The sequence below is a fragment of the Gemmobacter denitrificans genome (genome assembly GCF_036964905.1).
Taxonomy (GTDB): domain Bacteria; phylum Pseudomonadota; class Alphaproteobacteria; order Rhodobacterales; family Rhodobacteraceae; genus Gemmobacter; species Gemmobacter denitrificans.
This window is the reverse complement of record NZ_JBALHR010000002.1, coordinates 508,743-522,988: the sequence shown is the minus strand read 5'-3', so window position 1 is coordinate 522,988 and position 14,246 is coordinate 508,743. Positions and strand designations below refer to the sequence as shown.

Below are 14,246 nucleotides of genomic sequence, written 5' to 3'. Positions count from 1 at the left end.
CTCCTTCTGCACCGTGATAACCTACCTAGCCAATTTCCGCAAGGTATTTTTGGCTAGTTAGATATGTAGCTCCCCAATCTTGAGCCATAGCACCATGCAGCGCCTTGGCCGCGTCAAGCGAGCCGTTGTACGCGTCATAGGCCGTGCCAATGACCGACCGGAACCGACCGCCGCCAAGGCTGGTCATCGGCAAGTGCATCCACCCTTCTTTGTCTTTAGTGGCAGTGCCAGCTTCGATTGCGTCAATCAAATCCTTTAGCGCCGATATCGCCCTTTGATCACCCATTGCGTGCCTCCGTCAACAGTTCCAGCGCCCTGACCACCATCTGCCCGTTAGGCGTGGGTCTTGCATCGCGCCATAGCGCCCCAACATCGCCGCCGATGAACCCGTCAATGGCAGAGCGGATCGCCATGCGGTGCTGCGGCATCGGCAGGGCTTCGATGGCCCTTGACCATTCGTGATCGGCGCGCTTGGCTGCCGTGTCCCGCTCCTCTGCCGTGCGCAGGTCAACGCGCAAGCTGGGGTCCGTCTCCATGGGGTCGGGCATCATGGCGATTGCTGCAGCCTGGGGGTGGCCCGTGGTGCCGAGATAGCGCAGCCGGTAGTTTTCCCGAGCGGCGCTGATGGCCTGCCATGTGTCCCAGAGGCGGGCGCGCTTTTCGGGCTGGTGGTGGATTGCCTCGATGCACAGCCCCACCGCAGAGCCACGGAGAGGGGCCGTAGAGGCGCGCAACTGTTCCGGGGTAGTCGGACAGCCCGCCATGCGGCAGCGGGCCTGCAGCGCGGGCTTTCTGGCGTCCTCGGCTGGCTGGTTGGTGTGTGTGCGGTCGCGGCCTGTCGGGCGCTGTGCGATCTCCACGCCACCGGGCAGGCTGATGACGCGGCGCTTGCGGGCGCGGCGCTTGGCGGCTTTGCTGGTCATGCGTCATCCTCCGTTTCGCGCAAAGCCTGGCGCACCCATTCGGCGCGACGGGCCATTTCGGCTTGCAGCACGGCACCGGCCAAGCGGCGCTTGGGCTTCGGTCGGCATATGATCGGCTGACGCGGGGCGGTTTCGCTGCGGTCTGCGGTGATCTCGATGCCTGGCACGGGCGGCAGGCTGATGGCCACATGCGTTGCCCCGACGTCGGTGTGGTAGTGGCGGACGTGGTGCGTGTGGTGGGTCATGCGTATCTCCTAGAACGGGGGCTCATCGCCGGGCTTGGCGGGCTTCCATGGTGCGGGGTATGTGACGGCGGCTGGCTTGGTTGCCGCGGCCACTACGCCGACCAGCGACAGGGCGTAGGCCATGTGGGGCGGCAGGGTCATTGCGCTGCCCTGCTAGGCTTGGTGACAAGCGTGTCGGTGCCAGCTTCGACATGGCGAATGGCCCGCTCATACTCGACAGGGTGCATCGCTGCGAAATAGGCGCATAGGCGCGACTTGCGGTCTGTGTGGTATTGCTCTTGGCGCAGGCGGTTCAGCTTACCGCGCTTGGTGTTGACCACCTGCATGGCGGCCTTTTTCCAACGAAGGGCCGACTTGCAGCGCTTGTAATCGATCGACAGCGCTTCCCCGGCAATCTCCAGATCGTCCATGCGCGCCTCAATGCTGACGATTAGCGCAGTCAGCAGGGCGTGGGCGTCGTCGCAATCGTCCTCGGTGTGGATATCGTCAACGGTCCAGTCGTCGGTGATGTAGATGGTTGGGATTTCAACGGTCATTGCGCGGCCCCATGCTCTGCCAGCCATGCCCGGCCCGCGTCGGTGATGGCGATCACAGCCCATTGCCCGGTCTTGCCGATGTGGTGCGTGCGGCGAACCAAGCCCAATTCGCAGAGTTGCTTGACGCGCAGTGATGTGGTGCCGCCGCTGCGCCCGATCTGCGCCGCCAAGCCGGAATTGCTGAGAGGCTTGTCCAGCAGCTTCGACAGCACCTCGGCAAACAGCACGTTCGATGTGGCCTCGTATGGGTCCGGCCTGTTGTCGCGCTCCAGCACGCGCTTGAATGCCCGCACGCCTTCCGGGGTCAGTTCCCAGATGCTGCGATTATCGGCCCGGGCCAAGCCGCGACCGGCCAGAGAACGGCGGGCCCATGAGTCAACGCCCGCCCGGTCAAGCTCATCCTGGGTCAACGGAACGAACTTCTGCCGCCCGGCGCGCCAAAATGCGTGCAGGGGGGATTTAGCGGTCTGATGGGTGATTGCGTTCATGCTGCGGCCTCCGGTCGGTGTGAAATGTCGGGGATCTGGATGTTGCGGGGCTGGCGGTTTTCGCGCTCGGACCAGACGACCTTGGCGGCCTCGTGCGTCGCCTTGGCGTCGGCTTCCCAGCGAAGCGCGGCTTCCTCGCCGTAGAGGTCTTTGCGGGCGAAAAACGCTTGGCTGCGGCGCTGGATCATGGTGTCGCGGTCGATCAGGCGGCGGGCGATGATCTCGCAGGCCAGTACGCCGTACAGGGCGGTTTCTGCGAAGCCGTTGCCCTCGACCAGTCGCTTGGCCTGTATCTCTGCCGGGTCCAGCGATGGCTTGCCGGACAGGTCAATATGCGCCACGCCACGAACGGATTTGGCCGCGTCGGAAACTTCCTTGACCACAGGCCAAAGTGAGCTTGCGGTTTCGTCCAGCTTGATTTCGAACAAGGCCCACCAGTCGGCCAAGGCTTCGGTGGAACGCGGGGCGCTGCGCTGGATCGCTTCGGTCAGGGCGCGGAGTTCGTCAGCCTGGGCCATGGGGTTGTTTTCGAACCGGCGCGGCATGGATTTGCGGGCAAGGAACCGGGTCAGGCGGGCGGTGATATCATCCTCGTGCAGGCTCATTGCGGGGCTCCGGCTGGGTATGTGCCACGGATCATGGCGGTCATTTCTGCGATGGTGGGTTGACGGGATGACGGGCGTGGAGTTGCTGGGGAAAGCTGGGGCACCGGGGCGTCGCGCGCTGCGGCGTAGCGGTCCAGCGGGTCCAGGAAAAACCGCAGCGATGACGGCGGGCCGGGTTCGCGCTTGGCCAGCATGGTTTCCCGAACCACCTGCAAAACCTCGGCATCCGTCAGGTTGCGGGCGGCCATGCGGCTGGTGATCTCGGCCATTTCTGGGGCCTTGCCGATCATCCTCCCGCCGTGACCGGTCAGCCCTGACGGGTCAACGCCGCAGGCTGCGAGTATGCGCTCCCGCAAGGTCGGGTCGGTCGGATTTGCTAGGGAAGCTGGTCCAGCCTCGCGTGCGCGCGCGCCACCACCACCACCAATATATTCTTCCCTTATTTCCCCCTTATTCTCGTTTGCGTCGCTGGTGCGTCGCTGGTGCGTCGGTTGCTGCGTCGCGTCTGCGTCGCCGCTTGACGGCTTGTTCTGATAATTGTCGTAATTACAGATAGTTACGACTGTAACGCCTGCGTCGGTTTCGCGTCGTATCATGCGTCGATTTTCGAGCATGTCCAAATAGCGACGCACCCTAGCCTCGGACCACATGAAAGCCCCTGCCATGAACCGCGTTGACGCTGCGAACTGGCCGCGCTTCAACGCGACTTCATGCGCCCCAACACGGCGGTCGCGGTCCTTCCATGACGCCTCTGCAATCATCCATATCCAAGCCTCACGCTGGGACATTTCCGAGTCCTTGAAGGTCGGATCATCCCAGAGGTCGCGGGCTACATTGACGGTTCCGCTCACTTCGAAATCTCCACATGCACGGCACCGCCCTTGACGGGTTCGCCGCGTGCGATTGTGATTTTCCACTTGGAGTCATCGACCCCAGACGCCGCAGCCAGCCCGTCAAGGCCGGACTTCATCGCGGCAAGCATGTTGTCCAGATCCCCCTTGCGCCGCGACGGCGGGCAGAACAGCAGCGACACAGACATGGAAGGCCAGCCCAGAGCGCGTATGCCCTGCCCCATGCAGATGATTTGGCAGGCGTTCTTGTGGACCTTTGCGGCGCGGGCCTTGGATGCCCAATGCGCGCGGGCGTTCGGCTTGAGCTCGGCAGGCGGCCATGGCAGGGTAACTTTCACTTGCGCCCCTCGCTCAGGATGATGTGGACGCGCCGATACCGGCTAGCGCGGCCTGTATCGCGGTTGCAGACACGTTCAGAGCGACGAGCGATGAGTTCGCCGATAGGACGATCCCGAGCGCCCTGGCCCGGGTCTGCAGCGCTGCTATTTCCCCGTCCCTTGGTGGCTGCAGGCCAAGGCATAGCGCCCCATGCCAGCCCTGCAATTCGGCGGCAGGCAGCGTAAAAATGGCGGATATGTCCATTCATGCGCCCGCCCCGGCTTGCGTGGTGGCTTCGGATGCCGGGGCGGGTTGCGGCGATGGGGTCATAGCGCCTGCCCCTTTGCGCGGATGGCGTCAATCTGGGCTTGTGCGGCTGCGATAATCTCGGCGCGGTTGCGGGGCGTGTAGTGGCGCAGGCCGGAACCGGCAGCGCGGAGAATGGCGTCGGCCAGTTGCTCGGCTTCGGTCATTGCGCGGGCCCGTCTGTCGCCTGTGCGACATTTTTCGCTGCGGGGGGTTGTTGCGGCGTTTTGCCGCCCTTATGTCCTCCATTGAGGATAGCGGAACGGCTCTTGATGAACCTGCGGACCTTGGCCTCTGTCTCGGGCCATACCCGCCGATTGTCACGGAGTCGGGCAACCAGTTCAGAGTTGCCCGCCGCTGCCTTGCCAAAATAGCTTTCCCCCATGCCGCTGGCCGCGAGGAAAGCCTCAATCTCGATGAGGAGTTTGCGAGTGATTTGTGCCATGCCGCCTAGTGTATCCTCTTTAGCGGATACCTCAAGCGTTTTCTATAGAGGACGTGCGTTTTTGCCCGCTTTTGCGGATAATCTGCACATGGAAAATACTGATTGGCGCAGTCGGCTTGAGGCCGCGATCAAGAGCAGCGGGAACAGCATGCGGGCCGTGTCTATCGCGTCCGGCAATGGCCCAGGCTATATTCACGGCATCCTAAAGGAAGGCAAAGACCCGACCATAGAAAAGCTGATGGCAGTTTGCGAGGCCGTGCCGGTCAGCTTGGCCCACGTCATCTATGGGTTCGAGATCACCCAGGAGGATGCCGATCTTCTGGGGGCGATGAAGCGGGCACCTGAGGCGCGCGAAGCAGTGCTGACGCTTCTGCGACCCGGTTTGCAGCGTCAGTAACGGCGCGCTTCTGGGCAGAGGACAAACCGGAAAGCAACCTGACAAAATCACTCAGCAGCATGGCAATTCCCCGTTTCTTGTAAGACTGAAAGATTATAGGAACGAATGAAGAACGCAACCCGCTAGGGATGGTGCGCCTTGCTGTGACCCCTGCTAAAAGGCGATGCGACGCACCAAATACAGATCGTGAATCGGGCGCACACATGTGTAAAGAAATCGTTGACGAGCCGATCAAAGCGCCGGAAGGCTGTCGGATTGCCATTGATCTGCGCGGGCCGTTCCGTGTCGCCATATTGCTGGACCCTGAGGGCGTTCAGGTCGGACGCGAAGCAATAGGCCACACAGTCGATCTAGCCAGGGCGGCCCTGCAAGAGCAATTTTCCAACGCGATCTGACGCGACAGCGACACACAGCCAAAACCGGCCCGCCCCAGCACGGCGGGCTTTTTCATTTGCCGATTCTCAGCCGCCGAAAATTTATCCTCTATAGCGAACGTTTCCGCTTGACTGTCCTCTATTGCGGATACATTATACACCCACACCCACCGCGAACAGCCGGTGAAGATGGGAGCCAAGCCGATGCGCAGCGAAGATCAAGACCCGCCGATGGCAGTCGATCTTGAGGATTGCCTTGAGCAAGCCGCGCGTGAGGAAGCCATTCGCGCCCAGCACGCAGCTTGGCATGCTGAATGGCTGAAGACCAACCCTTGGCCCTTTGACGTTTCTGCGTCCGGCATCAACCCGAGCGACGTTGTTGGCTACGGATGGATGCGCGCACGCGGTGACTGACCTCCCAGCCGCGCGGCGGTCGCCTGCTATCCCGCCGCGCCAACTGCCCCGGCCTGTGAACGGTGCGCCCATACGGGCCGGGGCCTTTTCCAACGCCAGCGAGGACGCCATGCGCATCTTGCCCCGTCATCTGCTCAACGCAATCGAACGCCCGCTGCATGACCCTGTCGCCCAGATGGGCCGCGTGATCGCCGCAGCGCAGGCCGATTTTGCCGAAACCAACACCCCCCGCCCATGGGCCGCGCACCTGACCGCAGCCCACCAGCGGCGCAATGAGGAGCCAAGCGAATGACCACGATCAATGATGGCGGGCCTGCGTTTCCCGGCGAAACTGTCGTGAGAAACGGAATGCACAGCACCACAAGAGTGAACAACTCAGGCATGACCAAGCGCGAATGGTTTGCTGGCATGGCGTTGGCTGGATATTTTGCCGCGCCGAATACGCCGCACCAGAATGCAACAGATGCGGCGGGCTATCTGGTTGACATGGCCGACGCCATGATCGCGGCGCTTGGGGGTGCAAAATGACCCGCGCCAATGTGATCAGCATGCCAGAGACACACATGGACCTGTGGGCGGCCCGGGTCATCGCCGCCGATCCCAATTCATCGCGCGCCGATCTGGTAGACGCGGCCTATGTGTTGGCCACCTACGGCGATTGCGCCGACATTGTTGCAGCGCGCGAAATCCGCAACGCGATCCTGTCGGATGAAGGCTCTGACTTGCTGCCGGGCGCGCGTCGCCTTGCCGACCGTCTTGGCGAAATGAACCGCCACCAGATGCGCATGGACCGGATGCAGGAACTGGCGAACCAGTTTGGCTGGGTGCTGCTGGCGGTCATGGGTGGCATCCTCGCGGCCCTGCTGGCTGACGCGCTTTTGGACGGCCTGCTCGGTCTGCCCGATGTGCTGGCACAGGCCGAAGCGATGCGGGGTGGCATGTGATGTGCCGGATGGCCGACATGCACCGCGAGTGCATCACCGAAGCCGCCGCGTTCCCGCCCGGGTCGCCGGACTGGACGTATCGCCTGCGCACCGCATGGAAGCACCAGCAATGGCTGGACGGCATCCCCAGCCGCGACTGGACCGAACAGCCGCCCGAGGGGCTGGCGTCACTCACACAGGACCGCATGCAATGACCAACAAGCTGGATATCTGGAACGCACACGCGGACATTGACCCCAAGTTCACTAAGGCAATCACCGGCAAGGCATACAAGGGCACCAGCCCGAACCCGCAATACGTCATATATTGCCTGACGCAGCTTTTCGGGCCGGTTGGTCAGGGGTTCGGGTGGCGCGTGCTGGCCGAAGGCTTTGAACACATGGGCAGTGAAGTGCTGCACTGGTGCCGCATCGAATTCTGGCACACCGACAAGGCCAATGGCTACGAAAGCTATGGCCAGACCCGCGCGGCCTACAACACGTCAGGCGGCAAATACATGGTGGATGAGGACGCGCCGAAGAAGTCGCTGACAGACGCCATCGTCAAAGCGGCATCGCATTTGGGCATCGCGGCCAACATCTTCCTGGGCCGCTGGGATGACAGCAAATACGTCGCGGAAGTCGCGGCAGCGTATCAGTCGGACAGCGCACCGGCATCGTCACCGGCCACACAGGCCAAGCCGCCACAGAGCAAGCCCGCCGCCCGAGACTGGCAGAAGGTGCAGGCCAATATGATGGACGCGATCAAGAACATCGGGCTGATCGTCTGCAATGACAACAATTTCAAGCGCGATCTGGCAGCCATGAAGTCCGCCGCGCCGGAACTTGCCTCACACGTTGAGGCCGAAATCAACACCAAGAGAGAAGCGGAGGCCGCATAATGGCAGGCAGCGTAAACAAGGTCATCATCGTGGGCAATCTGGCCCGCGATCCCGAAGTGCGTAGCTTCCAGAGCGGAGGCAAGGTGGTGAACCTGCGGGTGGCAACGTCCGAAAGCTGGCGCGACCGCAATTCCGGCGAACGCAAGGAACGCACCGAATGGCATTCTGTGGCGATCTTTAGCGAACCCTTGGCCAAGATCGCGGAACAATATCTGCGCAAGGGCAGCAAGGTCTACATCGAAGGCCAGCTTGAAACCCGCAAGTGGCAGGACCAGTCCGGCCAGGATCGCTACACCACGGAAATCGTGCTGCGCCCGTATCGCGGCGAACTGACCCTGCTGGATGGCAAGGACGCTGGCAGCGATGATCATGGCGGCTATGGCGGTGGCTACGGTGAGCCGCAGGGGCGGGCTGGTGGTGCGGCTGGTGGCGGCTATGGGGCCGGGTTGGACGACGAGATCCCCTTCGCCGCACAGGTGCTGTGATGGCTGGCAGGCAGATCACCGCGAAACAGGCTCTGCGCAGCATCATGTCGGCTGGCTGGAAAAGCGACGGCCTTGCAATTGACGCCGCAACCGACCTGCTGGTGCTGAACGGGGCGGATGAGGAAACCGCCAGGGCCGAAGTGGTTGCCGCGTTCAACCAGCATTTCAAGATCATGGGGCCGGTGTGATGGCTCAGACAGTCATCATCCGTGGCGATGCGCAGCGCAACCTTGCCAAGTCGATCATCGACCGCGCGCCGATTGACGCGGTGGTGACTGTCAAGGAAGGCACCCGCAGCCAAGATCAGAACGCGAAGATGTGGGCGATGCTGAGCGACATTGCCCGCAGCAAGCCGGAAGGCCGCGCGCTTTCGCCAGAGGTCTGGAAAGCCGCGTTCATGTCGGCACTCGGGCACGAAATCATCTGGCAGCCCGGCATTGATGGTGCCCCGCCCTTTCCGGCTGGGTTCCGCACGTCACGGCTCAGCAAGGCGCGCTTTGCCGAGCTGATCACATTCATCCAGGCATATGGCGACCGGCATGGCGTCCGGTGGTCTGACGAAACGAGGGCAGCATGACAGCGCATCCCGGCAATCTGGCAGGCAAGGGCCCGCTCGGGCTGAAAGCACCGCGTCTCGGCAAAAAGGCAGGCCGTGACCACATGGCCCGAGTAGCAGCCCTGCCATGCGTCTGCTGCGGCTACTGGCCCGTGCAGGTGCATCACGTCATCTGCGGTCGCTACAGCCAGCGGCGCGCGCCTCACACGGACACCATACCGCTCTGCGATCTGCACCACACCGGGGCCGATGGCATCCACACGCGGCGGGCATGGTGGGTGGAGACCTACGGAGAGGACACCGATTACCTGCCGGTCGTGGCGGACATGCTGGCGGGGCAATTCAACAGCCCTTGGGGCAAAGGAGAGACGGCATGAGGATATTGGCTACATCTATGGCGGTATTGGGGGCTATGGGAGCCGCTCTCGCCATCCACCCGAACCGCGAAGTGTTTTTCGGTTCACCGCTGCCCAACCTGCGGGAAGGTGCGGCATCGAAACCCACCAGATCGAAGCGCACGGTTGCGCAGGATCGCCGCCGTGCAGCCAAGCGCCGCGCGGTCATTAGGGCCAAGCGCTTGGGCCACGCCTGACCGCTCTGGTGCGCAGCCCCGCGCGGGCTGCCATCCCGAGAGATCATAGGAGAGAGACATGCAGGCCTTCTTGAAATGCGATGCTGACGGCTGCGACCACCGCGAGGACGTGCCGGAAATCACGGCTGACATGATCGGCAAGCCTTGCCCGAAATGCGGGGCAAACTTGCTGACCGAAGCGGACTATCGGGAAGGCATGCGCATGAAGCACTTCCTTGAGGCGCTGGAAAAGCTTGGCATCGCAGGCAGCACCAAGCCGGATGCCGTGCCCGTCAGCATCAACCCGCATGCTGGCGAAATCAACATCAAGATCGGGCAGGCAGCCGCCGCGCACCGTGGGCCGCTGAGCAGCGACCATGACACGTTTACGCGGGGTGGCGACAATGGCTGACCGCCCGATCATCTTCTCCGCGCCGATGGTTCGCGCACTGCTGGAGTGCCGCAAGACCCAGACGCGGCGGGTGTTGAAGCCGCAGCCAGGCGGAATTGAAGCACGTCCGCTTGGATTTTTCGGTTCGCCCGCAAGGTTTGTTTTCACCGAGGTTCATCCGGGCGGGGCAAACTTCACGTCGCAGGGCCAGTCCGCTATGCCATCGGTGAGCGCCTCTGGGTCCGTGAACGCTGGCAAGCCCTCAGCTTTGGCGACTACCTGCCCACGAAGTCGCAGCCTTGCGACTTGCGCTATGCAGCGACTGACGCCTGCGCCGATCTGGCCGCAGATGTTCGCGGCTACCCGTGGCGTCCGTCCATCCACATGCCACGCTGGGCCAGCCGTATCACGCTCACCGTCACAGATGTGAGGGTGCAGCGGTTGCAGCAGATCAGCGAAGCGGATGCGGTGGCGGAGGGGGTGAGCCCAATCTCTGAGCCCAACGACCTGAAATGGGAACACTACTCCCCGCACGGCGTGGCCTTTGCCGCCCTCTGGAACAGCCTGCACGGCCATGGCGCATGGGAGGCAAACCCCTGGGTGGTCGTGCCGACCTTCACCGTCGCGCATGGGAACATCGACAAGCTGGAGAACGCCAATGGCTGACACATCACCCGCCGCGATTGCCGCTGAGCGTGACGCGCTGTTGGCGGCGATACCTGCCATTGTGGAAATTGCCCGTGATCTCTTGGAAACAGATCAGGCGATGGGTGAGGCCATGGACATGGTTGATGGCCCGGATGACCAGAGAATGAGGCCATGGGATCAGCAGCCCACAGAAATACAAGCGCACTGGATTGCAAAAGCTGCGGCTGAGACTGTCGCAGAGCGTGACGCGCTGACCGCCGAACTGGACGCCCTGCGCGCCGCACAGGATGCGCTGGTGGCTGCATCGTATGAGGCGGCGGCACAATGGCATATCGCCCGCATTGCTGAAATGAACGCGCAGATCACGGAGAACGAGGGATACTTGGTCAGCAAAGGTCTCCCGATGGACAGTGAAGCAAATCGCTACTGTCGAGACAGCATTTTGAACAGTCTCATCTCGGTAGTAGCGATCCGCGCCCTAACCCCCGCCGATGCTGCCGCAGCACTGGCCGACTATGGCCGCGCGGAAAGGAACAAGGCGCGGCGGGAGGCGGCAGGACGAATGCGCCTTGGCTGCCTGCATACAATCGACGACCGCGTGCAGGCGATATGCGCCATGATCGAGAAGGAGTGAAGCGATGACCCCGCTTGAAAGAGGACTTGAGAATAATCGTATCGCGGTGATGGAACGCGCACTGCAAAACATCGTGGACAGCTACGAGGCATCGTCGGAACTGCACACGTCATCGGCAGATTGTGCCGCCAACTTGTATGATCACGCCCGCGCCGCCCTTGCCGCCAGCCAGACCGCGCCCGACTGTCAGCAAGCCACGTTGGTGACAGCGCAGGCCGGGCAAGTGAGGGTCAAGCCGCTGGTGTGGAGGTGGTTAGAGCAAACGCAATGCTATCAGGCGGAATGCGACCTGATGCGTGATGTCTTTGTCGTGTTCGAAACCAACGCAGGTTGGTGCGCGACAAGCCAGACGGGCGGGATGACAATACACGCCAATTCTGACGCGGCCAGAAATGCCCATGACATTCGCAGGAAAGAGAGCATCCTTGCCGCGCTGGACCTGACGCCCACGCCCGAGGCGCAGGCCTGGCAAGAGCCGGTGGCGTGGCTTATCGCATGCAAAGACGAATGCAAAGGCTGCTACGGCAACAAACGCGACCGATATAGCATCGTTGACGCGAGAAAGTACAATGCCGCAAGCGACAGTTTCTGGGTCAGCGATGCTGCGAAAAATGCGCACACGATTACCCCCCTCTATGCCGCCCCGCCCGCCGTCACAGTGCAGGAAGCGGCGCGGGTGCTGTTGGATAACATGCCAATCGAGCATAACTGCTGGGCCGTTATGCAAGATGGTATTGAGGATGGCCTGGATGTTGGCGACATAATGCGCGCCGCCCTGCGCGCCATCGGGGGTGACGCATGAGCGGGCCGGAGTTTCCACAAGAAGGCTGGCTGATCCACAAGGCCGGGCGCGGCTGGTATCGGCCAGACGCGCATGGATACACGTCAGACCCATTGCAGGCTGGGCGCTTTAGTTACAACGATGCCATGGAGTATTCGCACCCGAACGGGCCGACCGGGCCGCGAGATGGCATCACAATCAAGCATGAGTGCGAGGTGCAAAAATACGTCCGCCTCGACCCCGCCGCCCTTGCCGCGCTGCCCGAGGTGCAGGCGATGATTGCGGAGGCGGTGGCGAAAGAGCGGGAAGCCTGCGCACAGGTCGGATACGTCACATGCGCCGAAACCCGTCACGTCAAGCTGGGGGATGCAGTCAGCAAAGCCATTCTCGCTCGCACCGAATGGATAACAGTGACCGTCCCGCAAGACATTGGCGACACGCTGGACGATCTGCTGGACTTTGCCTGGAACTGCGACGCCAGCAAGCGCGGGGAGGGCTGACCATGACCCGCAAGTGTATCAAGCGCCGTGACCGCATCATCAACGCAATCTGCGACTGGCCCGGCCTGCTGCCTTGGGTGTGGGCCAAGATCGCAAAACGTGGCTCGCAATGACTGAACTTTCCCAAGATCACATGCATCTGCTGGCGCTAGCCCGCACTGCAATCGCAGCAGAACAAGGGCCAATCTGGCGCAAAGACCCTGAAGAAGCCGTAGGCATCCACTCTGAAGCCTGCAACGCGCTTTGGGAAGATTTGCGTCGCCAAATCGACATTCAGGACGGCAAAGTGCCGGTGCTGGAGCATCCGACCGTGAAGCAGCGCGAACTTGCGCGGCGCATGAAGCGCCAGATCATCGACGCCTGCATCGTCGCTGTCGAGAGTGCCATAGAGGATCAATTCCATGCAAAACATGACTGACCTGCCATTCACCCGTTTTTCCAATCTATCCGCCGTGAAAATCATCATCAGCAAACACGCGACGAAGCAGATCGAGAATTGGCCAAATAAGCCACGCAGCAGGCGCTTGGTCAAAAAGCTGACCAAGTTGCGCGGGCCGCAGATCACCTACAAACCCTGCGCTATTCGTACGGCTATGGGCCTGATTGTCCAACCCGCGATCTATGACCAACTGCGCAAGGAGGACTGATCATGGGCGCACCAGCCGCCACACAACAGAAAATACAGCGCGCCATTGCCGCCGCCGCATCATGCGGGCTGATCGTGATCGGCTTCACGGTCCACAAAGACGGGGCCATTGACGTGCGCACAGGCCAGCCTGCACCAGTGGACAGCCCGCCCGCCCGCGTGACAAACAAGAAGCCCAAGCAGTGGAATCGTGAGGGGTGACAATATGCGGGTGAACTTCCCGGGGCTTCTGATCGAACGGCACCGCAACGGCACGCCGCGAATCCGCGTCAGGGTCGAGGGCCAGCCCGGCAAGCGCGTTCACATCCCGGTCGGTCCCGACGATCCGCAGTTTGCCCATTACTACCACGCCGCCCGGGCCGGTGAAGTCTGGCAGCCGCCACAGGCCAAAAGCGCCGAAAGGTCGCTGGATTGGCTCTGCGCCCGGTATCTGGAATTCTTGGGGAACATGGTCAAGGCAGGCCAAATGTCAGCCGCCACCCTGAAACAACGCCGCAGCATCCTGACGCGCCTCTGTGACCACACAGACCCGGATGGCGACCGATACGGCGATTGCGACATGGACGCCCCCGCCTCGGCATTTGTGGCTGTCAGGGACGCATGGGCTGCGCATCCCGGCGCGGCTGACAACATGATCAAGTCGGTTCGCGCGGTCTACAAATGGGCCATGGAACGGGGCGAGATTGCGCACAACCCGGCGTCTGGCATCGGGGCAATCAACCTCAACCCCATCGGCGGGGCGACGCCATGGACGGCAGCCGACCTGCGCAAGTTCAAGGAACGCTGGAAACCCGGCACCACTGCGCACCTGTGGCTGACACTCCAGGCGTTCACCGCCTGCAGGATCGGGGATGCACTCTGGCTGGGCCGCGACCAAGAGGTGACGCGCAACGGGCAGGTATGGCTTGACTGGCAGCCGAGCAAGAAAGGATCTGCGTTCGTGTCGATCCCGATGCTGCCGCCGCTCTATGAGGCCACCCGGAACGTCACCGTGGTGGGGCAAACCTACTTGCTGAGCGAAAAGGGCAAGCCGTTCACCAGCGTCGAGGCCCTGCGTGTCAGGGTGCAGCGCTGGTGCGAAGCCGCAGGCCTGCCGGGCCGCTCATCGCACGGCATCCGCAAAGCCATGGCTGAAACGATGGCCGAGGCGGGATGCAGCCAGCACCAGATCATGGCAGTGATGGCGCACACCCAAGCCAAGACTTCCGAGGTTTACACCAAGGGCGCGAATCGGCGCGACATGGCGTTTCACGGCATGCAGGCGCTGGCAAAGCTGAAATGGTGACCTGTCCCGCACCGGCGTTCTGC

At 62.4% G+C, this 14,246-nt stretch carries 32 protein-coding genes; 22 read left to right on the top strand and 10 right to left on the bottom strand.

Translation table 11 applies throughout. The annotated features are described in order from the left end of the window. Nucleotides 1-25: 25 nt before the first annotated feature. The 10 genes from V6590_RS05805 to V6590_RS05760 all read right to left on the bottom strand — a co-directional run bounded on the left by V6590_RS05805 (nt 26) and on the right by V6590_RS05760 (nt 4,717). Nucleotides 26-286, bottom strand: coding sequence for a hypothetical protein (locus V6590_RS05805; RefSeq protein ID WP_335420842.1), 261 nt, complete (start codon nt 284-286; stop codon nt 26-28). Next, on the bottom strand, nt 279-923 hold the full coding sequence (locus V6590_RS05800) for a hypothetical protein (RefSeq protein ID WP_335420840.1): 645 nt from the start codon (nt 921-923) through the stop codon (nt 279-281). Before V6590_RS05800 ends, V6590_RS05805 begins: the two co-directional genes overlap by 8 nt. Further along, a complete protein-coding gene (locus V6590_RS05795) occupies nt 920-1,168 on the bottom strand; it encodes a hypothetical protein (protein WP_335420838.1) in 249 nt (82 codons plus the stop codon). Before V6590_RS05795 ends, V6590_RS05800 begins: the two co-directional genes overlap by 4 nt. A 137-nt stretch (nt 1,169-1,305) precedes the next feature. After that, entirely contained in the window at nt 1,306-1,704 is a 399-nt protein-coding gene (locus V6590_RS05790; RefSeq protein ID WP_335420836.1) for a hypothetical protein, read from the bottom strand. Next, the gene (locus tag V6590_RS05785; protein ID WP_335420835.1) at nt 1,701-2,192 is read right to left on the bottom strand and encodes a helix-turn-helix domain-containing protein; all 492 of its coding nucleotides are present in this window, start codon (nt 2,190-2,192) and stop codon (nt 1,701-1,703) included. Before V6590_RS05785 ends, V6590_RS05790 begins: the two co-directional genes overlap by 4 nt. Continuing rightward, a complete protein-coding gene (locus V6590_RS05780; RefSeq protein WP_335420833.1) occupies nt 2,189-2,797 on the bottom strand; it encodes a hypothetical protein in 609 nt (202 codons plus the stop codon). The genes V6590_RS05785 and V6590_RS05780 overlap by 4 nt, the downstream gene beginning before the upstream one ends. Continuing rightward, entirely contained in the window at nt 2,794-3,648 is an 855-nt protein-coding gene (locus V6590_RS05775) for a hypothetical protein (protein ID WP_335420831.1), read from the bottom strand. The genes V6590_RS05780 and V6590_RS05775 overlap by 4 nt, the downstream gene beginning before the upstream one ends. Beyond that, complete coding sequence (locus V6590_RS05770; RefSeq protein ID WP_335420830.1) at nt 3,645-3,986, bottom strand: RusA family crossover junction endodeoxyribonuclease; 342 nt, start codon at nt 3,984-3,986, stop codon at nt 3,645-3,647. The genes V6590_RS05775 and V6590_RS05770 overlap by 4 nt, the downstream gene beginning before the upstream one ends. A gap of 306 nt (nt 3,987-4,292) precedes the next feature. Then, nucleotides 4,293-4,439: a hypothetical protein gene (locus tag V6590_RS05765; protein ID WP_335420827.1), complete on the bottom strand. Its 147-nt coding sequence runs from the start codon at nt 4,437-4,439 to the stop codon at nt 4,293-4,295. Beyond that, nucleotides 4,436-4,717: a hypothetical protein gene (locus V6590_RS05760; RefSeq protein WP_335420825.1), complete on the bottom strand. Its 282-nt coding sequence runs from the start codon at nt 4,715-4,717 to the stop codon at nt 4,436-4,438. Before V6590_RS05760 ends, V6590_RS05765 begins: the two co-directional genes overlap by 4 nt. A gap of 88 nt (nt 4,718-4,805) precedes the next feature. Here V6590_RS05760 and V6590_RS05755 point away from each other — a divergent pair, with 88 nt between their 5' ends. From V6590_RS05755 to V6590_RS05650, 22 genes are all read left to right on the top strand, one after another. Continuing rightward, nucleotides 4,806-5,114 carry a hypothetical protein gene (locus V6590_RS05755; protein WP_335420823.1) on the top strand — a complete coding sequence of 103 codons (309 nt, stop codon included), beginning with the start codon at nt 4,806-4,808 and terminating at the stop codon, nt 5,112-5,114. A gap of 128 nt (nt 5,115-5,242) precedes the next feature. Next, nucleotides 5,243-5,509 carry a hypothetical protein gene (locus tag V6590_RS05750; RefSeq protein ID WP_335420822.1) on the top strand — a complete coding sequence of 89 codons (267 nt, stop codon included), beginning with the start codon at nt 5,243-5,245 and terminating at the stop codon, nt 5,507-5,509. Between the two features lie 183 nt (nt 5,510-5,692). Further along, nucleotides 5,693-5,902: a hypothetical protein gene (locus tag V6590_RS05745; RefSeq protein WP_335420819.1), complete on the top strand. Its 210-nt coding sequence runs from the start codon at nt 5,693-5,695 to the stop codon at nt 5,900-5,902. A gap of 109 nt (nt 5,903-6,011) precedes the next feature. Then, complete coding sequence (locus V6590_RS05740) at nt 6,012-6,194, top strand: hypothetical protein (protein ID WP_335420817.1); 183 nt, start codon at nt 6,012-6,014, stop codon at nt 6,192-6,194. Further along, a complete protein-coding gene (locus V6590_RS05735; RefSeq protein WP_335420815.1) occupies nt 6,191-6,430 on the top strand; it encodes a hypothetical protein in 240 nt (79 codons plus the stop codon). Before V6590_RS05740 ends, V6590_RS05735 begins: the two co-directional genes overlap by 4 nt. Nucleotides 6,431-6,450: 20 nt before the next feature. Then, complete coding sequence (locus V6590_RS05730; RefSeq protein WP_335420813.1) at nt 6,451-6,846, top strand: hypothetical protein; 396 nt, start codon at nt 6,451-6,453, stop codon at nt 6,844-6,846. A gap of 8 nt (nt 6,847-6,854) precedes the next feature. Next, nucleotides 6,855-7,040, top strand: coding sequence for a hypothetical protein (locus tag V6590_RS05725; protein ID WP_335420811.1), 186 nt, complete (start codon nt 6,855-6,857; stop codon nt 7,038-7,040). Beyond that, entirely contained in the window at nt 7,037-7,726 is a 690-nt protein-coding gene (locus V6590_RS05720; RefSeq protein WP_335420809.1) for a hypothetical protein, read from the top strand. The genes V6590_RS05725 and V6590_RS05720 overlap by 4 nt, the downstream gene beginning before the upstream one ends. Next, nucleotides 7,726-8,211 carry a single-stranded DNA-binding protein gene (gene ssb, locus V6590_RS05715; RefSeq protein ID WP_335420807.1) on the top strand — a complete coding sequence of 162 codons (486 nt, stop codon included), beginning with the start codon at nt 7,726-7,728 and terminating at the stop codon, nt 8,209-8,211. Before V6590_RS05720 ends, ssb begins: the two co-directional genes overlap by 1 nt. After that, nucleotides 8,211-8,399, top strand: coding sequence for a hypothetical protein (locus V6590_RS05710; protein ID WP_335420805.1), 189 nt, complete (start codon nt 8,211-8,213; stop codon nt 8,397-8,399). The genes ssb and V6590_RS05710 overlap by 1 nt, the downstream gene beginning before the upstream one ends. Then, nucleotides 8,399-8,788, top strand: coding sequence for a recombination protein NinB (locus tag V6590_RS05705; protein WP_335420804.1), 390 nt, complete (start codon nt 8,399-8,401; stop codon nt 8,786-8,788). Before V6590_RS05710 ends, V6590_RS05705 begins: the two co-directional genes overlap by 1 nt. Then, a complete protein-coding gene (locus V6590_RS05700) occupies nt 8,785-9,144 on the top strand; it encodes a DUF968 domain-containing protein (RefSeq protein ID WP_335420802.1) in 360 nt (119 codons plus the stop codon). Before V6590_RS05705 ends, V6590_RS05700 begins: the two co-directional genes overlap by 4 nt. Then, on the top strand, nt 9,141-9,359 hold the full coding sequence (locus V6590_RS05695; protein WP_335420800.1) for a hypothetical protein: 219 nt from the start codon (nt 9,141-9,143) through the stop codon (nt 9,357-9,359). The genes V6590_RS05700 and V6590_RS05695 overlap by 4 nt, the downstream gene beginning before the upstream one ends. 58 nt (nt 9,360-9,417) lie before the next feature. Next, nucleotides 9,418-9,750, top strand: a complete 333-nt coding sequence (locus V6590_RS05690; protein ID WP_335420798.1) for a hypothetical protein — start codon at nt 9,418-9,420, stop codon at nt 9,748-9,750. A 285-nt stretch (nt 9,751-10,035) separates the two neighbouring features. Then, nucleotides 10,036-10,395, top strand: a complete 360-nt coding sequence (locus V6590_RS05685) for a hypothetical protein (protein ID WP_335420796.1) — start codon at nt 10,036-10,038, stop codon at nt 10,393-10,395. Further along, nucleotides 10,388-11,011, top strand: a complete 624-nt coding sequence (locus tag V6590_RS05680) for a hypothetical protein (protein WP_335420794.1) — start codon at nt 10,388-10,390, stop codon at nt 11,009-11,011. Before V6590_RS05685 ends, V6590_RS05680 begins: the two co-directional genes overlap by 8 nt. Nucleotides 11,012-11,015: 4 nt before the next feature. After that, a complete protein-coding gene (locus V6590_RS05675; RefSeq protein WP_335420792.1) occupies nt 11,016-11,813 on the top strand; it encodes a hypothetical protein in 798 nt (265 codons plus the stop codon). Beyond that, on the top strand, nt 11,810-12,292 hold the full coding sequence (locus V6590_RS05670) for a hypothetical protein (protein WP_335420790.1): 483 nt from the start codon (nt 11,810-11,812) through the stop codon (nt 12,290-12,292). Before V6590_RS05675 ends, V6590_RS05670 begins: the two co-directional genes overlap by 4 nt. 109 nt (nt 12,293-12,401) lie before the next feature. Further along, entirely contained in the window at nt 12,402-12,710 is a 309-nt protein-coding gene (locus V6590_RS05665) for a hypothetical protein (protein ID WP_335420788.1), read from the top strand. Then, nucleotides 12,694-12,939, top strand: a complete 246-nt coding sequence (locus tag V6590_RS05660; RefSeq protein ID WP_335420786.1) for a hypothetical protein — start codon at nt 12,694-12,696, stop codon at nt 12,937-12,939. Before V6590_RS05665 ends, V6590_RS05660 begins: the two co-directional genes overlap by 17 nt. A 2-nt stretch (nt 12,940-12,941) precedes the next feature. Next, nucleotides 12,942-13,139: a hypothetical protein gene (locus tag V6590_RS05655; RefSeq protein ID WP_335420784.1), complete on the top strand. Its 198-nt coding sequence runs from the start codon at nt 12,942-12,944 to the stop codon at nt 13,137-13,139. A 265-nt stretch (nt 13,140-13,404) separates the two neighbouring features. Then, nucleotides 13,405-14,223 (top strand): tyrosine-type recombinase/integrase, encoded by an 819-nt coding sequence (locus V6590_RS05650; RefSeq protein WP_335420782.1) that lies wholly within the window; start codon nt 13,405-13,407, stop codon nt 14,221-14,223. Nucleotides 14,224-14,246 lie beyond the last annotated feature (23 nt).

What these genes read in the sequence shown, in the direction of transcription:
- V6590_RS05660 (WP_335420786.1), top strand. Translation starts at nt 12,694, where the DNA reads ATGCAAAACATGACTGACCTGCCATTCACCCGTTTTTCCAATCTATCC.
- V6590_RS05705 (WP_335420804.1), top strand. Translation starts at nt 8,399, where the DNA reads ATGGCTCAGACAGTCATCATCCGTGGCGATGCGCAGCGCAACCTTGCC.
- V6590_RS05750 (WP_335420822.1), top strand. Translation starts at nt 5,243, where the DNA reads ATGGTGCGCCTTGCTGTGACCCCTGCTAAAAGGCGATGCGACGCACCA.
- V6590_RS05670 (WP_335420790.1), top strand. Translation starts at nt 11,810, where the DNA reads ATGAGCGGGCCGGAGTTTCCACAAGAAGGCTGGCTGATCCACAAGGCC.
- V6590_RS05675 (WP_335420792.1), top strand. Translation starts at nt 11,016, where the DNA reads ATGACCCCGCTTGAAAGAGGACTTGAGAATAATCGTATCGCGGTGATG.
- V6590_RS05680 (WP_335420794.1), top strand. Translation starts at nt 10,388, where the DNA reads ATGGCTGACACATCACCCGCCGCGATTGCCGCTGAGCGTGACGCGCTG.
- V6590_RS05710 (WP_335420805.1), top strand. Translation starts at nt 8,211, where the DNA reads ATGGCTGGCAGGCAGATCACCGCGAAACAGGCTCTGCGCAGCATCATG.
- V6590_RS05745 (WP_335420819.1), top strand. Translation starts at nt 5,693, where the DNA reads ATGCGCAGCGAAGATCAAGACCCGCCGATGGCAGTCGATCTTGAGGAT.
- V6590_RS05765 (WP_335420827.1), bottom strand. Translation starts at nt 4,439, where the DNA reads ATGACCGAAGCCGAGCAACTGGCCGACGCCATTCTCCGCGCTGCCGGT.
- V6590_RS05720 (WP_335420809.1), top strand. Translation starts at nt 7,037, where the DNA reads ATGACCAACAAGCTGGATATCTGGAACGCACACGCGGACATTGACCCC.
- V6590_RS05655 (WP_335420784.1), top strand. Translation starts at nt 12,942, where the DNA reads ATGGGCGCACCAGCCGCCACACAACAGAAAATACAGCGCGCCATTGCC.
- V6590_RS05760 (WP_335420825.1), bottom strand. Translation starts at nt 4,717, where the DNA reads ATGGCACAAATCACTCGCAAACTCCTCATCGAGATTGAGGCTTTCCTC.
- V6590_RS05780 (WP_335420833.1), bottom strand. Translation starts at nt 2,797, where the DNA reads ATGAGCCTGCACGAGGATGATATCACCGCCCGCCTGACCCGGTTCCTT.
- V6590_RS05730 (WP_335420813.1), top strand. Translation starts at nt 6,451, where the DNA reads ATGCCAGAGACACACATGGACCTGTGGGCGGCCCGGGTCATCGCCGCC.
- V6590_RS05790 (WP_335420836.1), bottom strand. Translation starts at nt 1,704, where the DNA reads ATGACCGTTGAAATCCCAACCATCTACATCACCGACGACTGGACCGTT.
- V6590_RS05665 (WP_335420788.1), top strand. Translation starts at nt 12,402, where the DNA reads ATGACTGAACTTTCCCAAGATCACATGCATCTGCTGGCGCTAGCCCGC.
- V6590_RS05650 (WP_335420782.1), top strand. Translation starts at nt 13,405, where the DNA reads ATGTCAGCCGCCACCCTGAAACAACGCCGCAGCATCCTGACGCGCCTC.
- V6590_RS05725 (WP_335420811.1), top strand. Translation starts at nt 6,855, where the DNA reads ATGGCCGACATGCACCGCGAGTGCATCACCGAAGCCGCCGCGTTCCCG.
- V6590_RS05700 (WP_335420802.1), top strand. Translation starts at nt 8,785, where the DNA reads ATGACAGCGCATCCCGGCAATCTGGCAGGCAAGGGCCCGCTCGGGCTG.
- V6590_RS05695 (WP_335420800.1), top strand. Translation starts at nt 9,141, where the DNA reads ATGAGGATATTGGCTACATCTATGGCGGTATTGGGGGCTATGGGAGCC.
- V6590_RS05735 (WP_335420815.1), top strand. Translation starts at nt 6,191, where the DNA reads ATGACCACGATCAATGATGGCGGGCCTGCGTTTCCCGGCGAAACTGTC.
- V6590_RS05800 (WP_335420840.1), bottom strand. Translation starts at nt 923, where the DNA reads ATGACCAGCAAAGCCGCCAAGCGCCGCGCCCGCAAGCGCCGCGTCATC.
- V6590_RS05795 (WP_335420838.1), bottom strand. Translation starts at nt 1,168, where the DNA reads ATGACCCACCACACGCACCACGTCCGCCACTACCACACCGACGTCGGG.
- V6590_RS05805 (WP_335420842.1), bottom strand. Translation starts at nt 286, where the DNA reads ATGGGTGATCAAAGGGCGATATCGGCGCTAAAGGATTTGATTGACGCA.
- V6590_RS05740 (WP_335420817.1), top strand. Translation starts at nt 6,012, where the DNA reads ATGCGCATCTTGCCCCGTCATCTGCTCAACGCAATCGAACGCCCGCTG.
- V6590_RS05785 (WP_335420835.1), bottom strand. Translation starts at nt 2,192, where the DNA reads ATGAACGCAATCACCCATCAGACCGCTAAATCCCCCCTGCACGCATTT.
- V6590_RS05690 (WP_335420798.1), top strand. Translation starts at nt 9,418, where the DNA reads ATGCAGGCCTTCTTGAAATGCGATGCTGACGGCTGCGACCACCGCGAG.
- ssb (WP_335420807.1), top strand. Translation starts at nt 7,726, where the DNA reads ATGGCAGGCAGCGTAAACAAGGTCATCATCGTGGGCAATCTGGCCCGC.
- V6590_RS05755 (WP_335420823.1), top strand. Translation starts at nt 4,806, where the DNA reads ATGGAAAATACTGATTGGCGCAGTCGGCTTGAGGCCGCGATCAAGAGC.